Source organism: Bacillus sp. FSL W8-0102 (assembly GCF_038007225.1).
Classification (GTDB): domain Bacteria; phylum Bacillota; class Bacilli; order Bacillales; family DSM-4216; genus Bacillus_O; species Bacillus_O smithii.
The window spans coordinates 2,487,027-2,505,027 of sequence record NZ_JBBOWT010000001.1 but is presented as its reverse complement, the minus strand read 5'-3'; the positions used below and the strand labels follow the sequence as shown (position 1 = coordinate 2,505,027).

The 18,001-nt window shown below is 39.5% G+C and carries 15 protein-coding genes; 10 read left to right on the top strand and 5 right to left on the bottom strand.

Going from position 1 to position 18,001, the window contains the following annotated elements; translation table 11 throughout:
* Positions 1-57 precede the first annotated feature (57 nt).
* Positions 58-1,320: a group II intron reverse transcriptase/maturase gene (gene ltrA / locus N1I87_RS11980; RefSeq protein ID WP_003354109.1), complete on the top strand. Its 1,263-nt coding sequence runs from the start codon at positions 58-60 to the stop codon at positions 1,318-1,320.
* 73 nt (positions 1,321-1,393) lie between these two features.
* Here ltrA and N1I87_RS11975 read toward each other — a convergent pair whose 3' ends face one another.
* On the bottom strand, positions 1,394-2,908 hold the full coding sequence (locus tag N1I87_RS11975) for an ATP-binding protein (protein ID WP_341101936.1): 1,515 nt from the start codon (positions 2,906-2,908) through the stop codon (positions 1,394-1,396).
* Positions 2,909-3,757: 849 nt separating this feature from the next.
* Here N1I87_RS11975 and N1I87_RS11970 point away from each other — a divergent pair.
* The gene (locus N1I87_RS11970; RefSeq protein ID WP_003354359.1) at positions 3,758-4,204 is read left to right on the top strand and encodes a MarR family winged helix-turn-helix transcriptional regulator; all 447 of its coding nucleotides are present in this window, start codon (positions 3,758-3,760) and stop codon (positions 4,202-4,204) included.
* 211 nt (positions 4,205-4,415) lie between these two features.
* Here N1I87_RS11970 and N1I87_RS11965 read toward each other — a convergent pair whose 3' ends face one another.
* The gene (locus N1I87_RS11965; RefSeq protein ID WP_341101934.1) at positions 4,416-6,578 is read right to left on the bottom strand and encodes an ATP-dependent Clp protease ATP-binding subunit; all 2,163 of its coding nucleotides are present in this window, start codon (positions 6,576-6,578) and stop codon (positions 4,416-4,418) included.
* A 374-nt stretch (positions 6,579-6,952) separates the two neighbouring features.
* Here N1I87_RS11965 and N1I87_RS11960 point away from each other — a divergent pair, with 374 nt between their 5' ends.
* Positions 6,953-8,134, top strand: coding sequence for an IS701 family transposase (locus N1I87_RS11960; RefSeq protein WP_341100314.1), 1,182 nt, complete (start codon positions 6,953-6,955; stop codon positions 8,132-8,134).
* Positions 8,135-8,287: 153 nt separating this feature from the next.
* A complete protein-coding gene (locus N1I87_RS11955) occupies positions 8,288-9,319 on the top strand; it encodes a YkvI family membrane protein (RefSeq protein ID WP_048624413.1) in 1,032 nt (343 codons plus the stop codon).
* 124 nt (positions 9,320-9,443) lie between these two features.
* On the opposite strand, the gene N1I87_RS11950 is transcribed toward N1I87_RS11955, so the two are convergent.
* Together N1I87_RS11950 and N1I87_RS11945 are read right to left on the bottom strand one after the other, a co-directional pair.
* Positions 9,444-10,256, bottom strand: a complete 813-nt coding sequence (locus tag N1I87_RS11950; RefSeq protein WP_341101931.1) for a hypothetical protein — start codon at positions 10,254-10,256, stop codon at positions 9,444-9,446.
* Positions 10,257-10,535: 279 nt separating this feature from the next.
* Complete coding sequence (locus N1I87_RS11945; RefSeq protein WP_003354364.1) at positions 10,536-10,715, bottom strand: YkvS family protein; 180 nt, start codon at positions 10,713-10,715, stop codon at positions 10,536-10,538.
* A gap of 509 nt (positions 10,716-11,224) precedes the next feature.
* On the opposite strand from N1I87_RS11945, the gene N1I87_RS11940 reads away from it, so the two are divergent.
* The 6 genes from N1I87_RS11940 to N1I87_RS11915 all read left to right on the top strand — a co-directional run bounded on the left by N1I87_RS11940 (position 11,225) and on the right by N1I87_RS11915 (position 16,652).
* The gene (locus N1I87_RS11940; protein ID WP_003354365.1) at positions 11,225-11,419 is read left to right on the top strand and encodes a hypothetical protein; all 195 of its coding nucleotides are present in this window, start codon (positions 11,225-11,227) and stop codon (positions 11,417-11,419) included.
* A 333-nt stretch (positions 11,420-11,752) separates the two neighbouring features.
* On the top strand, positions 11,753-11,929 hold the full coding sequence (locus N1I87_RS11935) for an aspartyl-phosphate phosphatase Spo0E family protein (protein ID WP_234395482.1): 177 nt from the start codon (positions 11,753-11,755) through the stop codon (positions 11,927-11,929).
* Between the two features lie 360 nt (positions 11,930-12,289).
* Positions 12,290-12,556, top strand: coding sequence for a phosphocarrier protein HPr (locus tag N1I87_RS11930; RefSeq protein ID WP_003354366.1), 267 nt, complete (start codon positions 12,290-12,292; stop codon positions 12,554-12,556).
* A complete protein-coding gene (ptsP, locus tag N1I87_RS11925) occupies positions 12,556-14,286 on the top strand; it encodes a phosphoenolpyruvate--protein phosphotransferase (protein ID WP_270583467.1) in 1,731 nt (576 codons plus the stop codon). Before N1I87_RS11930 ends, ptsP begins: the two co-directional genes overlap by 1 nt.
* Before the next feature lie 276 nt (positions 14,287-14,562).
* On the top strand, positions 14,563-15,348 hold the full coding sequence (locus N1I87_RS11920; RefSeq protein WP_003354369.1) for an SDR family oxidoreductase: 786 nt from the start codon (positions 14,563-14,565) through the stop codon (positions 15,346-15,348).
* A 434-nt stretch (positions 15,349-15,782) separates the two neighbouring features.
* Positions 15,783-16,652, top strand: coding sequence for an NAD(P)-dependent oxidoreductase (locus N1I87_RS11915; RefSeq protein ID WP_341094882.1), 870 nt, complete (start codon positions 15,783-15,785; stop codon positions 16,650-16,652).
* 94 nt (positions 16,653-16,746) lie between these two features.
* Here N1I87_RS11915 and N1I87_RS11910 read toward each other — a convergent pair whose 3' ends face one another.
* Positions 16,747-17,907 (bottom strand): aminotransferase A, encoded by a 1,161-nt coding sequence (locus N1I87_RS11910; RefSeq protein WP_341101928.1) that lies wholly within the window; start codon positions 17,905-17,907, stop codon positions 16,747-16,749.
* Positions 17,908-18,001 lie beyond the last annotated feature (94 nt).

Sequence of the window (18,001 nt, the reverse complement as noted above, 5' to 3'; positions counted from 1 at the left end):
AGGGTGGAGTGACCACTGGCATAAGAAGATAAGCTATTCACGGAAGGAAGAATAACAATGCTTTTGAATCAAATCCTGTCACGGGAGAATATGCTTTTAGCTTTACAAAGAGTAGAAAAGAACAAAGGTAGCCATGGAGTAGATATGATGCCCGTACAAAACCTACGTCAGCACATAGTCGAAAACTGGATATCCATTAAAGAAGCAATTCTCAAGGGTACCTATGAACCAATGCCTGTTCGAAGAGTCGAAATCCCGAAACCTGATGGCGGTGTTCGGTTACTAGGTATTCCAACCGTAACAGACCGTTTGATTCAACAAGCAATTGCCCAAGTATTATCGAGGATATATGACCCTATGTTCTCCGAACATAGTTATGGGTTTCGTTCAAATCGAAGTGCTCATGACGCAGTTAGGAAAGCAAAAGGCTATATCAGAGATGGTTATAGATGGGTAGTAGACATGGATTTAGAAAAGTTCTTCGATCGAGTGAATCATGACAGGCTGATGAGTACATTAGCCAAGACTATTAAAGAAAAGCCACTATTGAAGCTAATCCGCAAATATCTACAAGCTGGTGTCATGATTAATGGTGTGGTATCTAGGACAGAAGAAGGGACGCCGCAAGGTGGCCCCCTAAGCCCTTTACTTTCGAATATTGTACTAGATGAACTAGACAAAGAATTAGAGAAAAGAGGGCATAAATTTGTTCGTTATGCCGATGACTGTAATATTTACGTGAAGTCAAAACGGGCTGGTGAAAGAACCATGGCTAGTGTCAAACGATTTATTGAGGGAAAACTTCGTCTAAAAGTCAACGAGAAGAAATCTGCGGTTGACCGACCATGGAAACGAAAGTTTCTAGGATTTAGTTTTACACCTTCAAAAGAGCCAAAAGTTCGGATTGCCAAGCAAAGTCTAAAACGAATGAAGAAAAAGGTGCGAGAAATCACGTCAAGAAAAATACCATACCCAATGGAATATCGGATTAAGAAACTTAACCAATATCTACTTGGATGGTGTGGATATTTTGCATTAGCAGACACAAAGAGTATCTTTGAAGATTTGGATGGCTGGATTCGACGAAGACTCCGGATGTGTTTATGGAAAAACTGGAAGACCTCAAAGACCAGGATACGCAACCTCATAAAACTAGGAGTTCCTGAATGGAAAGCTTATGAATGGGGGAACAGTCGCAAAGGTTATTGGCGAATCTCAAAAAGTCCCATATTACACAGAACCCTTGGAAACTCCTATTGGAGTAACCAAGGGCTTAAAAGTCTACAGAAACGTTATGAATTCTTGCGTCATTTATCTTGATTGAACCGCCGTATACGAAACCGTACGTACGGTGGTGTGAGAGGACGGGGGTTAATCACCCCCTCCTACTCGATTATTTCGTTATATCATCCCTTGTATCTTCTTTTAGCGGCAAAGTAATCCGAACTTGGGTGCCTATTTTGAGCTTGCTTTCAATCGCAATTTCTCCGCCAAAAGATTCAATGATACGTTTACATACGACCAGGCCGAGCCCTGTTCCATTTTCTTTCGATGTAAAAAAAGGGGTAAAAATCTTTTCCAAGTTTTCTTGAGAGATCCCCTCTCCGTTATCGGCGATCGTAATCAAACAAGAACGGCTTGCTTTCGTGACGGTTAATTGGAGAATTCCCCCATCTTTCATCGCCTCAAGAGCATTTTTGGTTAAATTTAAGAGCACTTGCTTCATCTGATCCACCGTGCAGTATAGAATCGCAGGCTCATCTGGAAGTGAATACTCATATTGAACGTTGTATAAGTTTGCTTCTGAATAAATCAATGGATTCAAATCAACAATAATGTCACGAATATCGGTGTACGACATTTTTTGAACCGTCGGCTTTCCTAAAATAAGAAATTCGCTGACAATTTGATTGATGCGGGCAATTTCTTTATTAATAACCGAAAAATAAAAACGATCCGTTTGATCTTGATATTTCTCGCTTAAAAGCTGAACAAGCCCTTTAATTCCAGTTAAAGGATTTCGAATTTCATGAGCAATGCCGGCTGCAAGCGTTCCTATCAATTCCAGTTTTTGAGCCTCGATTTGAACCCGTTCCAGTTTCGTTTGTCTTTTGAGCATAAAATATTTAAAGACAAGGAAAAGAATATGAAAAAAAATAAACGGAATGATAGCAAATAAGATGGTTGAACGAATCACATCCCGATAATAACGGTTGTCTGCCGTAAGAACAATATTCCAAGGCAATTGCTCAAGCGGATAACGAATCTTATTTTCTGTATCGTTATTTTTCGGTGGTTTGTTGACAGTAAAAATGGTCTTTCCTTTTGAATTCTCAAATGATATAGCCTGATCGGGAGTCAATTGTTTCATGATATTTCTTATATAATCGACTTGTATATGGGCTACCAGCACCGCTATGACTTTATTATTCGACAAAATGGGAGAAGCGGCTGCAATAACATGCTGATTATCAATCTTTTCTTGATGATCGGATACGACCGTATGTTTGGTTAAAAGAACTTCTCGAAAGTAGTCCATATATCTAAAATTATAGTGTTTTAACAAGTCGTTTGTTCCGGTGACCACGTTGCCTTTTAAATCTAGAATATACATTCCTCCATAACGCGGATCCTGGTTTTGAGTCTTTTTTAAGATCATTTTGACCGAATCCAAATCATTCAGCATCGGATCCAGACTATAAGCTAAAATGTTTAATCCCGTGATCGTTTCCCCTATAAATTGATCGATTTGGTTTTGATGAATGGAGGCGATCCATTCAATATGTTGACGATAATTGTCTCTTTCATTGTCTAATAAAATACGGTAGAACAGCATGATGGTTAGAATACTTGGTACCACTACAACCCAAAAATAAATCCATTTTTGTTTTTTCTTGTTTTTTCGCATCAAAATTCGCCCTTACTATTATGGTTCCCGCAGATTCGTGATTCAATGTTTCTGCGATGTTGAAATCTACTTTATTATATCAGAAACTTTGAAATGAGAAGTGCTAGAAAAAAACCTTTGGGAAAAAGTCAAAATGAGAGAAAATCAATCGTTTAATGTTGTTTTCCCTTTAAAATGATCGAAAAAAAGTAATTTGAATATAAACATCTTTTAATAGGAGCAAACGTTTAAAATTGACAAGGGTGAAATCATTCTTATGGGATAAGTATAAAACTGAAGGAGTGGTCGTGTTTTTACAAGATTTCTGCATGAATTTGATGAGACCTTTTGACAGACGAAAGATTGGAAAGCGGCTTATATTTTAAAAAGCAGAAGAGAACCGGAAATGGTTTGCGAGCATTCATGGACGATTTTATTTGCCAGAGAAGACGTCAAAAATGGCGCTTTCAACGGTCTGCAGTGATTTTCTGATTGAAAAATAAAAAATTGGCATGACCACTTTGTTTATTCATCCAAAGTCTAAGTAATATAATGTTGATATGCAGGAAGGAATTTTGATCAATATTGCGAAACCTCATGGCCAAAGAATGGAAAGATTATGTTACAATGAGGAAAAAGTCTTGTCTGGACAAATGTTGCAAACGTTAATAGGTGATGGTGCGGTGGCATTGGTGAAAATCTGTTTTGTATAAAAGAAAAACAGATGATATCAGCAATGGGGACATGCTCGATTACTTGCCGAAATTCAACAAGTACAAATAGACGAAGCTGCTGGCCATCATGATGATTGGACAGTGATTGAGCCGCAAAGAATGCAGAATTTATGAATAGAAGGAACTGATTGAGAAAATGGAAGAAAAAAACATACAAATGTCCTTGAAACTATTTGTTGTACTGTCAAGAGCATATAAAGTCGTCAATGAAGAAACGAATGAATGGATTTATCAAAATGGGTTAAATCCTACGGAATTTGGCGTATTGGAATTGTTGTATCATAAAGGCCCGCAACCGTTGCAGCAAATTGGAAGCAAAATTTTGCTGGCGAGCGGCAGTATTACTTATGTAGTAGACAAATTAGAAAAAAAGGGGTTGGTAGAGCGGGTCGCATGCCCTACCGATCGCAGGGTGACATATGCTGCCATTACGGAAAAAGGAAGGGCCGTTATTGAAGAGATATTTCCAAAGCATGCTGAAAACATTCATTCACTGATGAGCGTTCTGGACGACGAGGAGAAAGAAACGGCTATCCGTTTATTAAAAAAAATTGGACTTGCCGTGAAGGATTTATCCACATAGAACCCATATTTTCTATAGGAAAATTCTTCATTCCGTCTGTTCGCTCTTTCATTCGAATCAAAAAGGCTTTTATGCGATTCGATGATCCTTCTGGCTTGCTGTAAAGTAAAAAAAGAGGCTGACACGGAGAGAATACGGCTTTGTGGAGTTAAATCTATTTAATAGACCGTATCCTCTTTTAGTGTCTGCCTCTTTTCATTCAAGACCAATATCAGTTTGCAGCAATGACGATGTGATCATTTTCCAGCACGGCTTTTAAATGTTTTACATCCGGATGGTCCAACATATAATCGGCAATCGGATCTTCTAAATGTTCTTGAATGACTCGGCGCAACGGACGGGCGCCAAACTCTGGATGATAGCCGAGTTCAGCTAGTTTCATTTTTGCTTCAGGGGTTACTTCGATCGTCATTTCTTGTTCTTTTAATGATTCGTTTAATTCCGCCAACATCAAATCGACAATCTTCTTCAATTCTTCTTTTTCTAAAGGTTTAAACTCAATAATGCTGTCAAAACGGTTGAGGAATTCTGGTTTAAAGTAATTTTTCAACGAATCCAGCACGGAACTTTCGCTTTTGTCATTTCCTTTTTCAAATCCAACCGTAATCGTTTTAACCGATTGTCCTGCGTTGCTTGTTGCGATAATAACGGTGTCTTTAAAGCTTACAGTTCGTCCTTGACTATCTGTCAACCGGCCATCTTCTAAAATTTGCAAGAACATATGTTGAACGTCTGGATGGGCTTTTTCAATTTCGTCCAACAAAATGATGCTGTATGGATTGCGACGAACTTTTTCTGTTAATTGACCAGCTTCTTCATGACCTACATAGCCAGGAGGAGAACCGATCAATTTTGACACGCTGTGTTTTTCCATATATTCACTCATATCGAGACGAATCATGGCATCTTTTGAACCGAACAATTCTTCGGCAAGCGTTTTGCTTAATTCCGTTTTCCCAACTCCGGTAGGACCGACGAACAAGAAAGAGCCAATAGGTCGATTTTTCGCTTTAAGGCCAGCGCGGCTTCTTTTAATGGCTTTCGCCACTTTTTTGACTGCTTCATCTTGGCCGATGACTTTTTTCGCTAAGTTTTCTTCTAAATGTTTCATTTTTTCTTGTTCATCTTGCTGTAATTTGCCGACCGGAATTCCCGTTTTCTTTTCAATAATCTCTTGTATATGAGCGACAGTGACGACCGGACGAATGTTTGAATCCGCCTCGCTGTTCAGTTGTTTTTCAAGGCTGGCTTCTTCGTCTCTTAATTTAGCAGCCAGTTCATAGCGTTCTTCTTGCAAAGCTTTTTCTTTTTCTTTCGCTATTTGGTTCAACCGCGCTTGAATGGCGTCTTTATCGTTTGTCGTAATGGTTAAGTTCAATTTGGAACCAGCTTCGTCCATTAAATCAATGGCTTTGTCTGGCAAGAATCGGTCTTGGATATAACGATGTGATAAATGGACGCAGGCTGCTAGCGCATCATCCGTATATTGGACGCCATGGTAATCCTCATAGCGTTTCTTCAAACCTTTCAGAATTTCCAAGGCTTTTTCCGGTGCTGGTTCATCCACTTGAACCGGTTGGAAGCGGCGTTCCAAAGCAGCATCCTTTTCAATTTGTCGATATTCTTTCAATGTGGTAGCACCGATCACTTGCAATTCTCCACGTGCGAGCGCCGGTTTCAAAATATTTCCGGCATCCATAGACCCTTCAGCGGATCCGGCTCCCACTAAAAGATGAATTTCATCGATAAAGAGTATAATATTTTTTCTTTTTTGCAGTTCTGCAATTAATTGTTTCATTCTTTGCTCAAATTGTCCGCGAATTCCTGTATTCGCGACGAGTGAAGCGACATCCAGCAAATATACTTCTTTATTTTTCAATTTGGAAGGAACGGATCCTTCGGCGATTTTCAGAGCCAACCCTTCGGCGATTGCCGTTTTTCCGACACCTGGTTCACCGATCAGAACCGGATTGTTTTTATTTCTTCTATTTAAAATTTCAATCACACGGTTGATTTCTTCGTCGCGGCCAATAACAGGATCGATGATGCCGGCTCTTGCTGCATTTGTTAAGTTGCGGCCAAACTGGTCAAGAAAACTGTTGCCGTTTCCGGCTTGTTTTGGCTGTGCTTGGTATGGAAAAGCGTTTAGCGTTCCGTTTTCAAATGGAGGTTGTTCTCCGAAGCCTTTAAAGAAATCGTCGAACGGAAATCCACCAAAATTCATGAACATAGGCATCCCTCCTTGCAATTGAGCGATCGATTGTTTTTCTTTCTCATAACATTCTTCGCAAAAATGGTAATCTTTCGATTGTCCATTGATTTGCAAATGAAGGCTTATATTGGCAGGTTTTTGATGGCATTTTTCACAGAGCATTTATTTCAACCTCCTTAAAAGGCTTTGACTTTGACTAACTTTGACTTTTAAGATGCTCGTAAACAGCAGATGAATTTAAAAGGATCATCTGTTAGCGTTAACTGATTTTCGTCAAAGATCATCGAAAAAGTTTGACTAAATTTGACCTTTCGCTTTTATTATAGTCTGACCATTTTTGACTTTCAAGTGTTTTGATGAAATTTTTTTGTTCTTTTTTAAAAAATTTTTTTCTCACCCTCACGAAGTGATTTTCTTAACTGTAGATGAGCAAATTCGCTAACATAAATTTACAACCAAACAAAAAAGAAGACATGAACCCGATTCCTTGGTTAGAATAGATGTGCCACAACTACTCACAAGGGGGTTCATGTCTCATGAATAGATTAGCACATCACCTAGGAATCCACAAGTTTTTGACGATGTTGGGGTTGGCACTTTATTTCTCAAAACCTGTCATGAAGCATCTCGTTCATATCGTGGATGCGATGATTACAAAGGGCTTTTCGGGAACACTGACCGATCTACATCACGGGAGTTTTCATCCGAACCATCGCACGACACTCAGCCATTTTTTCACGAAAAGCCCATGGGAAGAAGAGACGTTGCTTCGCAAACTCCAGCAGTGGGTGCTTCATCGTGTCGAACGCAGCTCGAAACGAGAGAATCAACCCATTTTTGTTTCGATCGATGATACGATTTGCCAAAAAACGAAGCCCTCGTCACGGGCAACACACGCCATTCAAGGGTGTGATTGGCACTATTCTCACGCAGAGAAAAAGTCGATCTGGGGACATTCTCTCGTTTGGCTCATGGTTCATACGATGACCCAAGCGTTTCCTTTTGCCTTTCGCCTCTACGACAAGACGGCGGGGAAAAGCAAAGGGGAACTCGCGATCGAGATGCTTTCTTCGTTGGATGTGAGTCGACCCGTTTATGTGCTCATGGACTCTTGGTACCCATCGAAAACACTCGTGGAAGCCTGCCTGAAAAAAGGATTCCACGTCATTGCGATGCTCAAGACGAATCGGGTTCTTTATCCAAAAGGCATCGCCATCCAAGCCAAACAGTTTGCCCGCTATATCGAACCGAACGACACCCATCTCGTCACGGTGGGAGAAGAGCGTTATCGCGTGTATCGCTACGAGGGAGCGCTGAAAGGTCTCGATGATGCCGTTGTGTTGTTGGCTTGGAAAGCCGATCAGCCGATGACACCTGAACATCTTCACTGCGTCTTGAGCACCGACCGGGAGCTAAGCGATGAAGAGATCTTGCGCTACTATGCCCAGCGTTGGTCGATCGAATGCTTTTTTCGACAAGCGAAAGACCAGCTGAAGCTCGATGGGTACCGCGTTCGCGGGCGTCGGGCGGTGAAACGGTATTGGATCTTGGTGCAACTCGCTTATGTGTACAGTATGGTCGAATCCAACAGCGATTTCTCTACCGGGCTTGACTTCCTTCGAAAGAAGAAAGGACATAGCCTCGTGGAGTTTATTTACGATGCAGCGAAACAAGATATTCCCATTGATGTCGTTAAAAAACAGCTTCATGTGGCATAAGGGGTACTCCGTTTGTCTCTTTTTACATGGTAATTATTGTAATGAAAATTGCTCAACTACAGTTTCTTAAAATAAAATTTTTTGCTTTCCGCTTATGAAAGGGGATGGTTTCACATACATATGGACAGAGGGGAAAGAATTGGGGGAGTATTCGTGAAGGCTTTTTATGGCGCTCTTCAAATTGCGTTTGTTTACGTAGGAACAGTGATTGGAGCGGGATTTGCAACGGGAAAGGAAATCGTGGAGTTTTTTACTCAGTTTGGATTCATTGGGTTCCTCGGAATCATGGTAAGCGGCTATTTGTTTATTGTTATGGGAACGAAGACGATGAGAGTATCGATCAAGTTAAAAGCTCAATCTTATGAAGAATTAAATGAATATTTATTTGGCAAAAAACTTGCTTTCTTTTTTAATATGGCCATGCTGTTCATGTTAATCTGTGTATCCGGCGTTATGCTAGCTGGGGCTGGAGCGCTTTTTGAGGAACAATTAGGATTATCGAAGCAATTGGGGATTTGGTTGACGATTTTTGGAGGGGTTATTGTGATCATCAATGGAACGAAAGGACTATTGGCTGTCAATTCATTTGTTGTTCCGCTGATGATCACTTTTAACCTTATTGTGTTTTTGGTTTCATCCCAAACACCGGAATTTTTTTCTTCTCTTTTTTCGTCAGCTTCTTCCGATATTAGTATTCAATCCATAGTAAGTCCTTTCGCTTATACGGCTTTTAATTTGGCTCTTGCTCAAGCAGTATTAGTTCCTGTTGCCGCAGAGATCAATGACGAAAGAACCATCCGATGGGGGGGAATCATTGGAGGATTATTTTTGACGATCATTCTCCTTTCCAGCCACTTTGTTTTGTTGCAGCTTCCTGACGTAACTAGCTTGGAAATACCGATGGCAAGCGTTATGAATAACGTCGCCTATGGAATTTCAGGCATTTATTTATGTATTATTTATGGAGAAATTTTTACTTCGATTATCGGAAATATATATGGATTGGAAAGACAATTGAGTCATTACTGGCCAATTCAGCCTATTCTTCTTTATATCAGCGTTTTTTTGATTGCTTTTTGCTTAAGCCAGCTTCATTACGGGCGATTGTTATCTTTTCTTTATCCATTATTCGGATACTTTAGTTTTTTGTTCTTCTTTCTTCTTTGGGTAAAGCCTATCAAATAATGGGAGCGGGATTTCTCTGCTATGGGATAAAACGTCGAAAGAAAAAGATTAAATGGTGATAAATGAAATGAGAAAGGGGAGAGGCAGAGGGAAGGGAAGCGATGATCAGCTTCCCTAAAGAAAGTTATTTCACTTGAATGGTATCCGCCATTTTTAAAAAGGCATCTGAATGCGAGCTGTCTTTGTCATCATAAATGGTAATCTTTATCGGCTGGGTGCTCGATGGTATCACATAAGCAGTGACCACTGCATCTTGAGTGCTAGTCCGATAGGCGGTAGCGTTTTTAAACGTGCTTGTATTTGGCGGCGAAATCGTTTTTACCTCATCATTAATAGCTTTCAACTGATCGAAAGCCGATTGTTTAAATGTATCCCAATTTTGGGTTTTTTGCATTAATTCAATTCGCATAAACAGCTGGTCTTTGTCTTTAAAGTACACAACGTCTTTGTATGGTTCTTCGGCTGTTAGTTCATAGTGGGGAAGAACATACATGGAAAACCCTTGGTTGTCGCTTTCTTCCAATACAGCTGTATCGGTTTTGTTTTGTCCGCCTATGGAATATTGAATTTTTTTCTCGAATGGGCGGACGTTTTCGGATTGTGTACTGTCTTTGGATTGTGAGCTATCCTTAGGTTGAACGCTGTCATTGGTTGAAGCCTTTTTTTCAGTCTGATTGTTTGAGGAATCGTTTGCTTTCGCTGATTCCTGTTCATTTTGCTTGTTTTCTGAGCTGGCGGTATTTTGATTTTCGCTTTCTTGATTGGATTCGTTTGATTGAACGGCTTGTTTTGCAGCGTCCTTATGCTCTTTTGTTTCGACAGTATTAGATGATGCCTGGTTTTCGTTTTCAGATGTTTTTTCATTCGTTCCGCATCCGGCTAAACTGAGAGTTGACAATAATGCCAATGCAAGAACAGTGTTGGTCCAACTTTTCATGCCATTTCCTCCTCTATCCTTTTGTTGTATAACCGGCAATGCATCGAGATTGGCATCAGGGAATAAGCATTGAGAACAGGAAATCTCAATGAATATACATTGCCTGTTTCTGCTTCTGATTCTATTTTAAAGGAAATCTGCTTCAAATGATTTACAATTTCTTTTCAAATTCGGTTCAAAATCCTTTTTTTGTAAAGCCGAAACTGAAAAAAGATATACTGGGCTTTCTCCGAAAAGACGTTTCTATAGATGTCAAACCTTCGATGTGAGAGCATGGACCTATTTTTGTACGATCGTATAATTTTTATGGTTGACCACTGTTTTTTCTTCTAAATCCAACTCTCTGAAGTTTTCCATATAAGTTAAATCCACAATCACCGAATTTTCGTTCACCTTCTCGACGATCCCCCTCAATCCGCCTTTAAACTCAATGATATTTCCTACTTCTGCTTTGATCATAACCCTCTCTCCTTTGAATTATAGTCCGAAATAAGTCACTCATAGGACGGAGTACAAATTTTGCATAAGACGCGATTAAACAACAGCAAGCCCGCATTCCTGCTTGCAAGATGTGGAAAATAATTAATAATAGTTTGCCCTATAAGAATCAAAAGGTAAAGTCTTTTTACATAAAAATGTATAATTTTTCAATAATCTTTTTTATAGCATTTTGAAAGCAATAGTCTTATAATAATTTTTGTTTGAAAATCGCTATTTTCGAAGGAGATCTTTCTTTTTCTCAAAACATGGAAACATCGTCGGCTGGCTTGGATAATGAATTCCAAAAATGAAAAGTTCACTCTAAAATCATCATGACTACGAACGTATAGCTGTACTGTGCGCATTGATGATTTTGCTGTCTTGGTGTTTTTTTGAACTTTAAAAGATGATCGAACCTATTGCGCTCGCTTTCTAGCTTAAAGACCATATTCGGATTTGGCAGATAAGCACGAATAGGGGGGAATCTCTTGAAAGAAGAAGAAATACAATCCATTTTGGACAAATTGAAAAACGAGGAAATTCACGAGTTTTTAGTGAAAAAAGAGGATTTTATGCAGTTTCGCTCCCATCTTGTTAAGCGGCCGGATTTCAAACATTTTCGTGGAGTGGCCCAAAGAGGGGGAGATGTGCTGTTTTATTATGATAAAGAACCTCGAAAGTAAATGTCTTTAAAAATATTTAATAAGGAGTATACGATCATCCGGTTCTCCTTTTTGGGCTGCCATTTGACCGGCGATTTTCCACAAAAAGCCCCTGCCTTTAAGGATGGAAGCACCGAAGAATGTCCCACGTTGGTAACTTTTCCTATCATTTGATTCGAACAAGTTGTTAGAAAGCCATCGTTAATAAAAGTTTCATATAATTATCAAATATTGTAAAAACATATATAAATTCACAATGTCATTGATTGTAAAATTATCAATAATATAGTAATCTATTGTAGATGAAAGACTTCGATTTTTCTGGGGATAAAATTCGAAATGTGGTGACGAAATGTGAATACTAACCGTTCCCCGGCTATACTCATCCAGTTAATTGAAGAAAAAAGAATCGCGATGATTGCGGTCGGGATTGAAAAAGGGTTAAACAGTGAAGAGACAATAAAATTAAGCAAAGAACTTGATCTGTTATTAAATGAATACGATAAACAATTTGCGATTTCAAAATCCTAGACTTCTTTCATAGGGTCTATTTTTTTTATATTCTTTGAAAGAAAAATGAAGAGAAGTCTTCTTTGATGACGGCACTTGCAAAAAGAGAGAAAGCGCTAAGTTAACCCTTTAAATCCAATGTGATTTGCATAACAGAATGAAATAGTCCGAATTCTTTACAGAAATCCAAAAAAAATAAGATTTCTTTCTTTAAGATATAATAGAAATGACACACTTTCTTTATTGTCACTATCCGGTTTTCCATGATATTCTTTCATGGGGGAATTGCATTGAGTTTTCATGTGGTATAGACCAGTATTGACGAATGAAGAAAGATTCGTTAATGTATTGATGACGAAAAAGTAAAGGAGACGATGATAAATGGTGCAAAAACAATTTACCGTTATTGATGAAACAGGAATCCATGCTCGTCCAGCAACTAAATTAGTACAAACTGCAAGCAAATTTTCTAGCGATGTTCAGCTTGAATATAATGGCAAAAAAGTGAACTTGAAATCCATCATGGGTGTTATGGCGCTAGGAATCGGAAAAGGCGCCCAAATAACGATTTCCGCTGAAGGAAGCGATGAAGCGGATGCGTTGAAAACGATTGAAGAAACTATGAAAAAAGAAGGTTTGGCAGAATAATGTCGACGATTTTAAAAGGAATCGCAGCATCAAACGGGATTGCAATTGCGAAAGCATACCGTTTAGTGGAACCCGACTTAAAAGTAGAAAGAAAAGACATTCAGAATTCTGAAGAAGAAACCAAACGTTTTGAAGAAGCAATCCGTCAATCTCAAAGCGAGCTTGAAACGATTCGGGATCATGCCAAAAAAGAATTGGGCGAAGAAAAAGCAGCCATTTTTGAAGCTCATCTTCTTGTATTAAGCGATCCTGAGATGACAGGTTCTATTAAAGATAAAATCAAAAATGAAAAAGTCAATGCTGAATTTGCTTTAAAAGAAACAGCTGATATGTTTGTTTCCATGTTTGAAAACATGGATAACGAATATATGAAAGAACGGGCAGCTGACATTAGAGATGTAACGAAGCGTGTTCTTGCTCATTTATTAGGAGTGGAACTTCCGAATCCTAGCTTGATTGCGGAAGAAGTAATCATAGTAGCAGAAGATTTAACTCCTTCTGATACTGCTCAATTGAACCGACAATTTGTTAAAGGTTTTACGACCGACGTAGGGGGAAGAACTTCTCACTCCGCTATCATGTCGCGTTCAATGGAAATTCCTGCTGTTGTGGGGACAAAGGAAGCGACAAAAGAAATCCAAAATGGCGATTTAGTGATCGTTGACGGCATCAATGGAGAGGTTCATGTCAATCCTGTTCCTGAAGTCATTGAATCTTATAAAGACAAAGCGGAACAATTTGCTAAGGAAAAAGCAGAATGGGCCAAATTGAAGAATGAAAAAACATACTCCAGCGATGGCCATCAAGTCGAACTGGTCGCCAATATCGGAACGCCGAAAGATATAGAAGGCGTTATCAATAACGGAGGAGAAGGAGTTGGCTTGTTCCGTACTGAATTTCTGTATATGGGACGAGATCAGCTGCCGTCCGAAGACGAACAATTCGAAGCTTATAAAACGGTATTGGAAGGCTTAAACGGAAAGCCAGTCGTTGTCCGCACACTTGATATTGGCGGAGATAAAGAACTTCCATATTTAAATCTTCCAAAAGAAATGAACCCGTTCCTAGGTTTCCGGGCTATTCGCTTATGCTTGGAAGATCAAGATCTGTTCCGCACACAGCTTCGGGCATTGCTGCGCGCCAGCGTTTACGGCAATCTGAAAATTATGTTCCCTATGATTGCAACCATTAATGAGTTTCGTGAAGCAAAAGCTATTTTAGAAGAAGAAAAAGAAAAATTGATTCAGGATGGAACGAAAGTTTCGGATTCAATTGAAGTCGGCATTATGGTGGAAATTCCGTCCACGGCTGTAATGGCAGATCAATTTGCAAAAGAAGTGGACTTTTTCAGCATAGGAACGAACGATTTAATTCAATATACGCTGGCAGCAGACCGTATGAATGAACGCATATCCTATTTGTATCAACCATACAATCCGGCGATTTTACGGCTTGTGAAAATGGTCATCGATGCCGCTCATAAAGAAGGTAAATGGGCAGGAATGTGTGGAGAAATGGCAGGAGATGAGACGGCCATTCCGCTCTTGCTCGGTCTTGGTCTTGATGAATTCTCCATGAGTGCCACATCCATTCTAAAAGCTCGATCTCTTATTAAAAAGTTAAATCGATCCGAAATGGAACAATTGGCTTCTGAAGCATTGAATAAAAGAACTACTGCTGAAGTAGTAGAACTTGTTGAAAAAGCAGTGTCTTCTCAATATAGCCATTAAGATGTATAAATTCTTAATCAGGGGTAAAAATGTTAAATGCCACACGAATACTCAACTTAGATCTTTATTCTCATTTCCCCCTTTATGGAGGCTGGAGTTTTAAAAAGTTCCAGCCTCTTTTTTGGTGGTTGGAGGGAATAAACGTTTGGTGTTGTTCTGCCAAATTCATGGCATTTCGGAGCGACTTTGTGATTAGACGGTAATGAAGCGAAAAAAATGCAAGAAAATTTTGCATGTTTTATAATAAAAGTACTTTGGTTAAAGGAGGGATTCTGCTTGAAGTTAGGTTTAGAAGGAAAAAAGGCAATCGTTGCCGCTTCTAGTCAAGGGTTGGGAAAAGCTATTGCGGAGGAACTCGCGGCTAACGGAGCCAATGTCATGATTTCCAGCAGAAGCGAACAAAAGCTGAAAGATCTAAAACAAAAATGGGACAAGACATTGCCCGGCCGGATAGAATGGACAACTTGCGATGTGACAAAACTTGCTGATATTCAACATCTGGTCGAACGAACGGTAGACGTTTATGGCGGAGTCGATATTTTGGTCAACAATGCAGGAGGACCGCCGTCCGGAACGTTTGAAGAAATAACGGATGAAATGTGGCAAAAAGCGTTTGAATTGAATCTGCTTTCCTATATACGAATGATTCGAACCGCTTTGCCTTATTTAAAACAAAATGGCGGAAAGATCATCAATATTGCTTCTTCTTCCATTAAAGAGCCAATTCCAGGTTTAATCTTATCGAATACATTCCGAACAGGGATAGTAGGGCTTTCTAAAACACTGGCTACGGAACTTGCTCCGTACAATATTTTAGTGAACACAGTGGCTCCAGGGCGCATCGCAACTGATAGAATTATCGAGCTGGATAAAATTGGCGCCGAAAAACAAGGAATCTCCATAGAAGAAATGTCAGAAATCATGAAAAGTAAGATTCCTCTCGGAAGATACGGAAAACCGGAGGAATTTGCGAATGTGGTAGCGTTTTTAGCTTCGGAAGCCAATACATATATGACAGGCAGCACTTTCTTAGTCGACGGCGGCATGGTCCGTTCCATTTAATATTTTCAAAGACCGTTCGACGAATCGAAAAAACATCAAATATATGATATTGAAAACAACAGGCACATGTTTTGTAAAAACATGTTTAAAAAAGAAAATGGGGGGAATTCTAATGATGAAAGAGGAATTTTAAAGATTCTCACTCACAACCCCCCTTTTCTTTTAAAGACCTGTTGAAACAGGTCTTCTTTTTTTCGGTATATTAAGATCGTTCATTTTATTATGGAAAGGTTCAGCTCGTTTTACAATAAACGGAGGAGGTGAACAACTGATTGCAAAATCCAATTATATAAACGGGTATTCGAATAGCAGAAGGAATATTCTGTATTTTTGAATGATTACATCAGACTTACGGTGTAAAGGTCTGGGGAGATGTGAAATCTCTTCTGATGGGAGTTCGCCCGTTTATACGGATTTTGTCAATCAGGAGGAGGATGACGAAACCGGTTGTCGGGTTTATTGGAACAGGAGTAATGGGGAAAAGTATGGCCGGACATATTTTAGCGGCCGGTTATCCGCTGGTGGTGTATAATCGGACAAAAGAAAAAGCGAATGAGCTATTAAAGAATGGAGCAAAATGGGCGAACAGTCCGAAAGAATTAGTGAAACAGGCGGACATCGTTTTTACGATAGTCGGTATGCCAAGTGATGTGGAAGAAGTTTATTTATCTGAAAACGGACTGATTGAAAACGGCCGAAGTGGACAGATTTTTATCGATATGACCACTTCCAAGCCGTCATTGGCTGTACACATTTATCAAACAGCCCAATCGAAAGGAATCTATACATTAGATGCCCCTGTTTCAGGAGGAGATATCGGCGCTAGAAACGGGACGCTTGCCATCATGGTCGGAGGGGATAAAGAAATTTTTGATCGGGTTCAAGATCTTTTAAACGTTTTAGGAAATAATATTGTTTACCAAGGGAAAGCCGGCTCCGGACAACATACAAAAATGTGCAATCAGATTGCTATTGCTACTAATATGATCGGTGTGTGCGAATCGCTTATTTATGCGAAAAAAGCGGGATTGGATCCGGAAATGGTGCTAAAAAGCATTTCCACAGGAGCAGCCGGGAGCTGGTCGTTGTCTCATTTAGCTCCACGTATTTTAAAAGAAGACTTTGAACCGGGTTTTTACATTAAACACTTTATAAAAGATATGAAGATTGCTCTTGAAGAAGCCGAAAAAATGAATCTTTCACTTCCGGGACTTTCGCTGGCTAAACAAATGTATGAGGAACTGTCGGCAAAAGGAGAAGAATCAAGTGGGACGCAAGCCCTTATCAAATATTGGGCTGAATAAAAAAAAGAAGCAAAAACTGGTCCACAAAAGGACCAGTTTTTTACCGTTTTTGAATGCCAACATTTTTACGATATTATCGAAGCAAGCAGAATGATTACAGGATATGTTTGCTTTTTAGAAAATTCTCCAGTCTATTCAATCCTTCTTCAAGCTCTTTCATCGAGGCAGCATACGACAGCCTAAAGTATCCTTCTCCATAGTGGGAAAAGGCACTCCCGGGAACCAAGGCTACTTTTTGTTCCCGCGCTAATTGAAGGCAAAAATCAAAAGAATCCAGTTTTATCGCATCAGGTATTTTTACAAAGAAATAAAATGCCCCGTCCGGGTGGACCACTTCCAAGCCGAAACTTTCGAGACGCTCATATACATAAGCGCGGCGCTTTTTGTATTCTTCCCTCATAGCCGCGGAGTCTTCTTCTCCATTTGTATAAGCTTCCAATGCAGCCATTTGAGAAATAGAAGAAGCGCAAGACACGTTATATTGATGAACTTTTAGTAAATGTTGGGCGATGTTTTCCGGCGCCATTAAAAAGCCAATCCGCCATCCAGTCATGGAATGCGATTTCGACAAGCCGTTGATGACTATTGTCTGTTCTCTTAAAAAACGGCCGATGGAGACATGAGGACGATCGTAAAGAAGTTCGCTGTAGATTTCGTCAGCAATCACGAAAATAGGTTTATCTTTAAGAAATAGAGCGATTTCTTTTAACTCATCCTCTGTTAAACTTACTCCTGTTGGATTGGACGGATAAGGCAAAATAACGCATTTCGTGTTGGCGGTGACATATTTTTCAAGAACGTCTTTTGTTAATTTAAATTGGTTGTCCCTAGTATCGGCAAAAACAGGGACCCCTTGGCACATCCGAATGATCGGTTCATAGCCGGGATAGACGGGACCTGGAAGGATAACTTCATCTCCCGGGCATAAAATGGTTCTTAAGGCAACGTCAATCGCTTCGCTCGCTCCTATCGTGACAATGATTTCGCTTTCCGGCGAATAGGTTAAATTATATTTTTTATGTACATAATGGCTAATGGCTTGGCGAAGCGGCAAATATCCTGCGTTATGTGTATAAACGGTAAAATTTTCTTGAATGGCATTCATTCCCGCTTTTTTTATATGATCCGGTGTAGGAAAATCCGGTTGGCCAATGGTTAAGGAGATCATCCCTTCTATTCCGCTCACCATATTAAAAAACTTTCTAATTCCAGAGATTTGAATATTTTTGACGTTTTCGTTCAGATATTGTTCCAATGTTTTTCACTAACCTTTCTTTCCTTTTGTTATCATTATAATGTCTATAGAGTCTCTTAAAAAGGAAAGAATCAAAAAACTTCATCATTTAAAG

What these genes read in the sequence shown, in the direction of transcription:
- ltrA (WP_003354109.1), top strand. Translation starts at nt 58, where the DNA reads ATGCTTTTGAATCAAATCCTGTCACGGGAGAATATGCTTTTAGCTTTA.
- N1I87_RS11965 (WP_341101934.1), bottom strand. Translation starts at nt 6,578, where the DNA reads ATGCTCTGTGAAAAATGCCATCAAAAACCTGCCAATATAAGCCTTCAT.
- N1I87_RS11975 (WP_341101936.1), bottom strand. Translation starts at nt 2,908, where the DNA reads ATGCGAAAAAACAAGAAAAAACAAAAATGGATTTATTTTTGGGTTGTA.
- N1I87_RS11930 (WP_003354366.1), top strand. Translation starts at nt 12,290, where the DNA reads ATGGTGCAAAAACAATTTACCGTTATTGATGAAACAGGAATCCATGCT.
- N1I87_RS11960 (WP_341100314.1), top strand. Translation starts at nt 6,953, where the DNA reads ATGAATAGATTAGCACATCACCTAGGAATCCACAAGTTTTTGACGATG.
- N1I87_RS11945 (WP_003354364.1), bottom strand. Translation starts at nt 10,715, where the DNA reads ATGATCAAAGCAGAAGTAGGAAATATCATTGAGTTTAAAGGCGGATTG.
- N1I87_RS11915 (WP_341094882.1), top strand. Translation starts at nt 15,783, where the DNA reads ATGACGAAACCGGTTGTCGGGTTTATTGGAACAGGAGTAATGGGGAAA.
- ptsP (WP_270583467.1), top strand. Translation starts at nt 12,556, where the DNA reads ATGTCGACGATTTTAAAAGGAATCGCAGCATCAAACGGGATTGCAATT.
- N1I87_RS11950 (WP_341101931.1), bottom strand. Translation starts at nt 10,256, where the DNA reads ATGAAAAGTTGGACCAACACTGTTCTTGCATTGGCATTATTGTCAACT.
- N1I87_RS11970 (WP_003354359.1), top strand. Translation starts at nt 3,758, where the DNA reads ATGGAAGAAAAAAACATACAAATGTCCTTGAAACTATTTGTTGTACTG.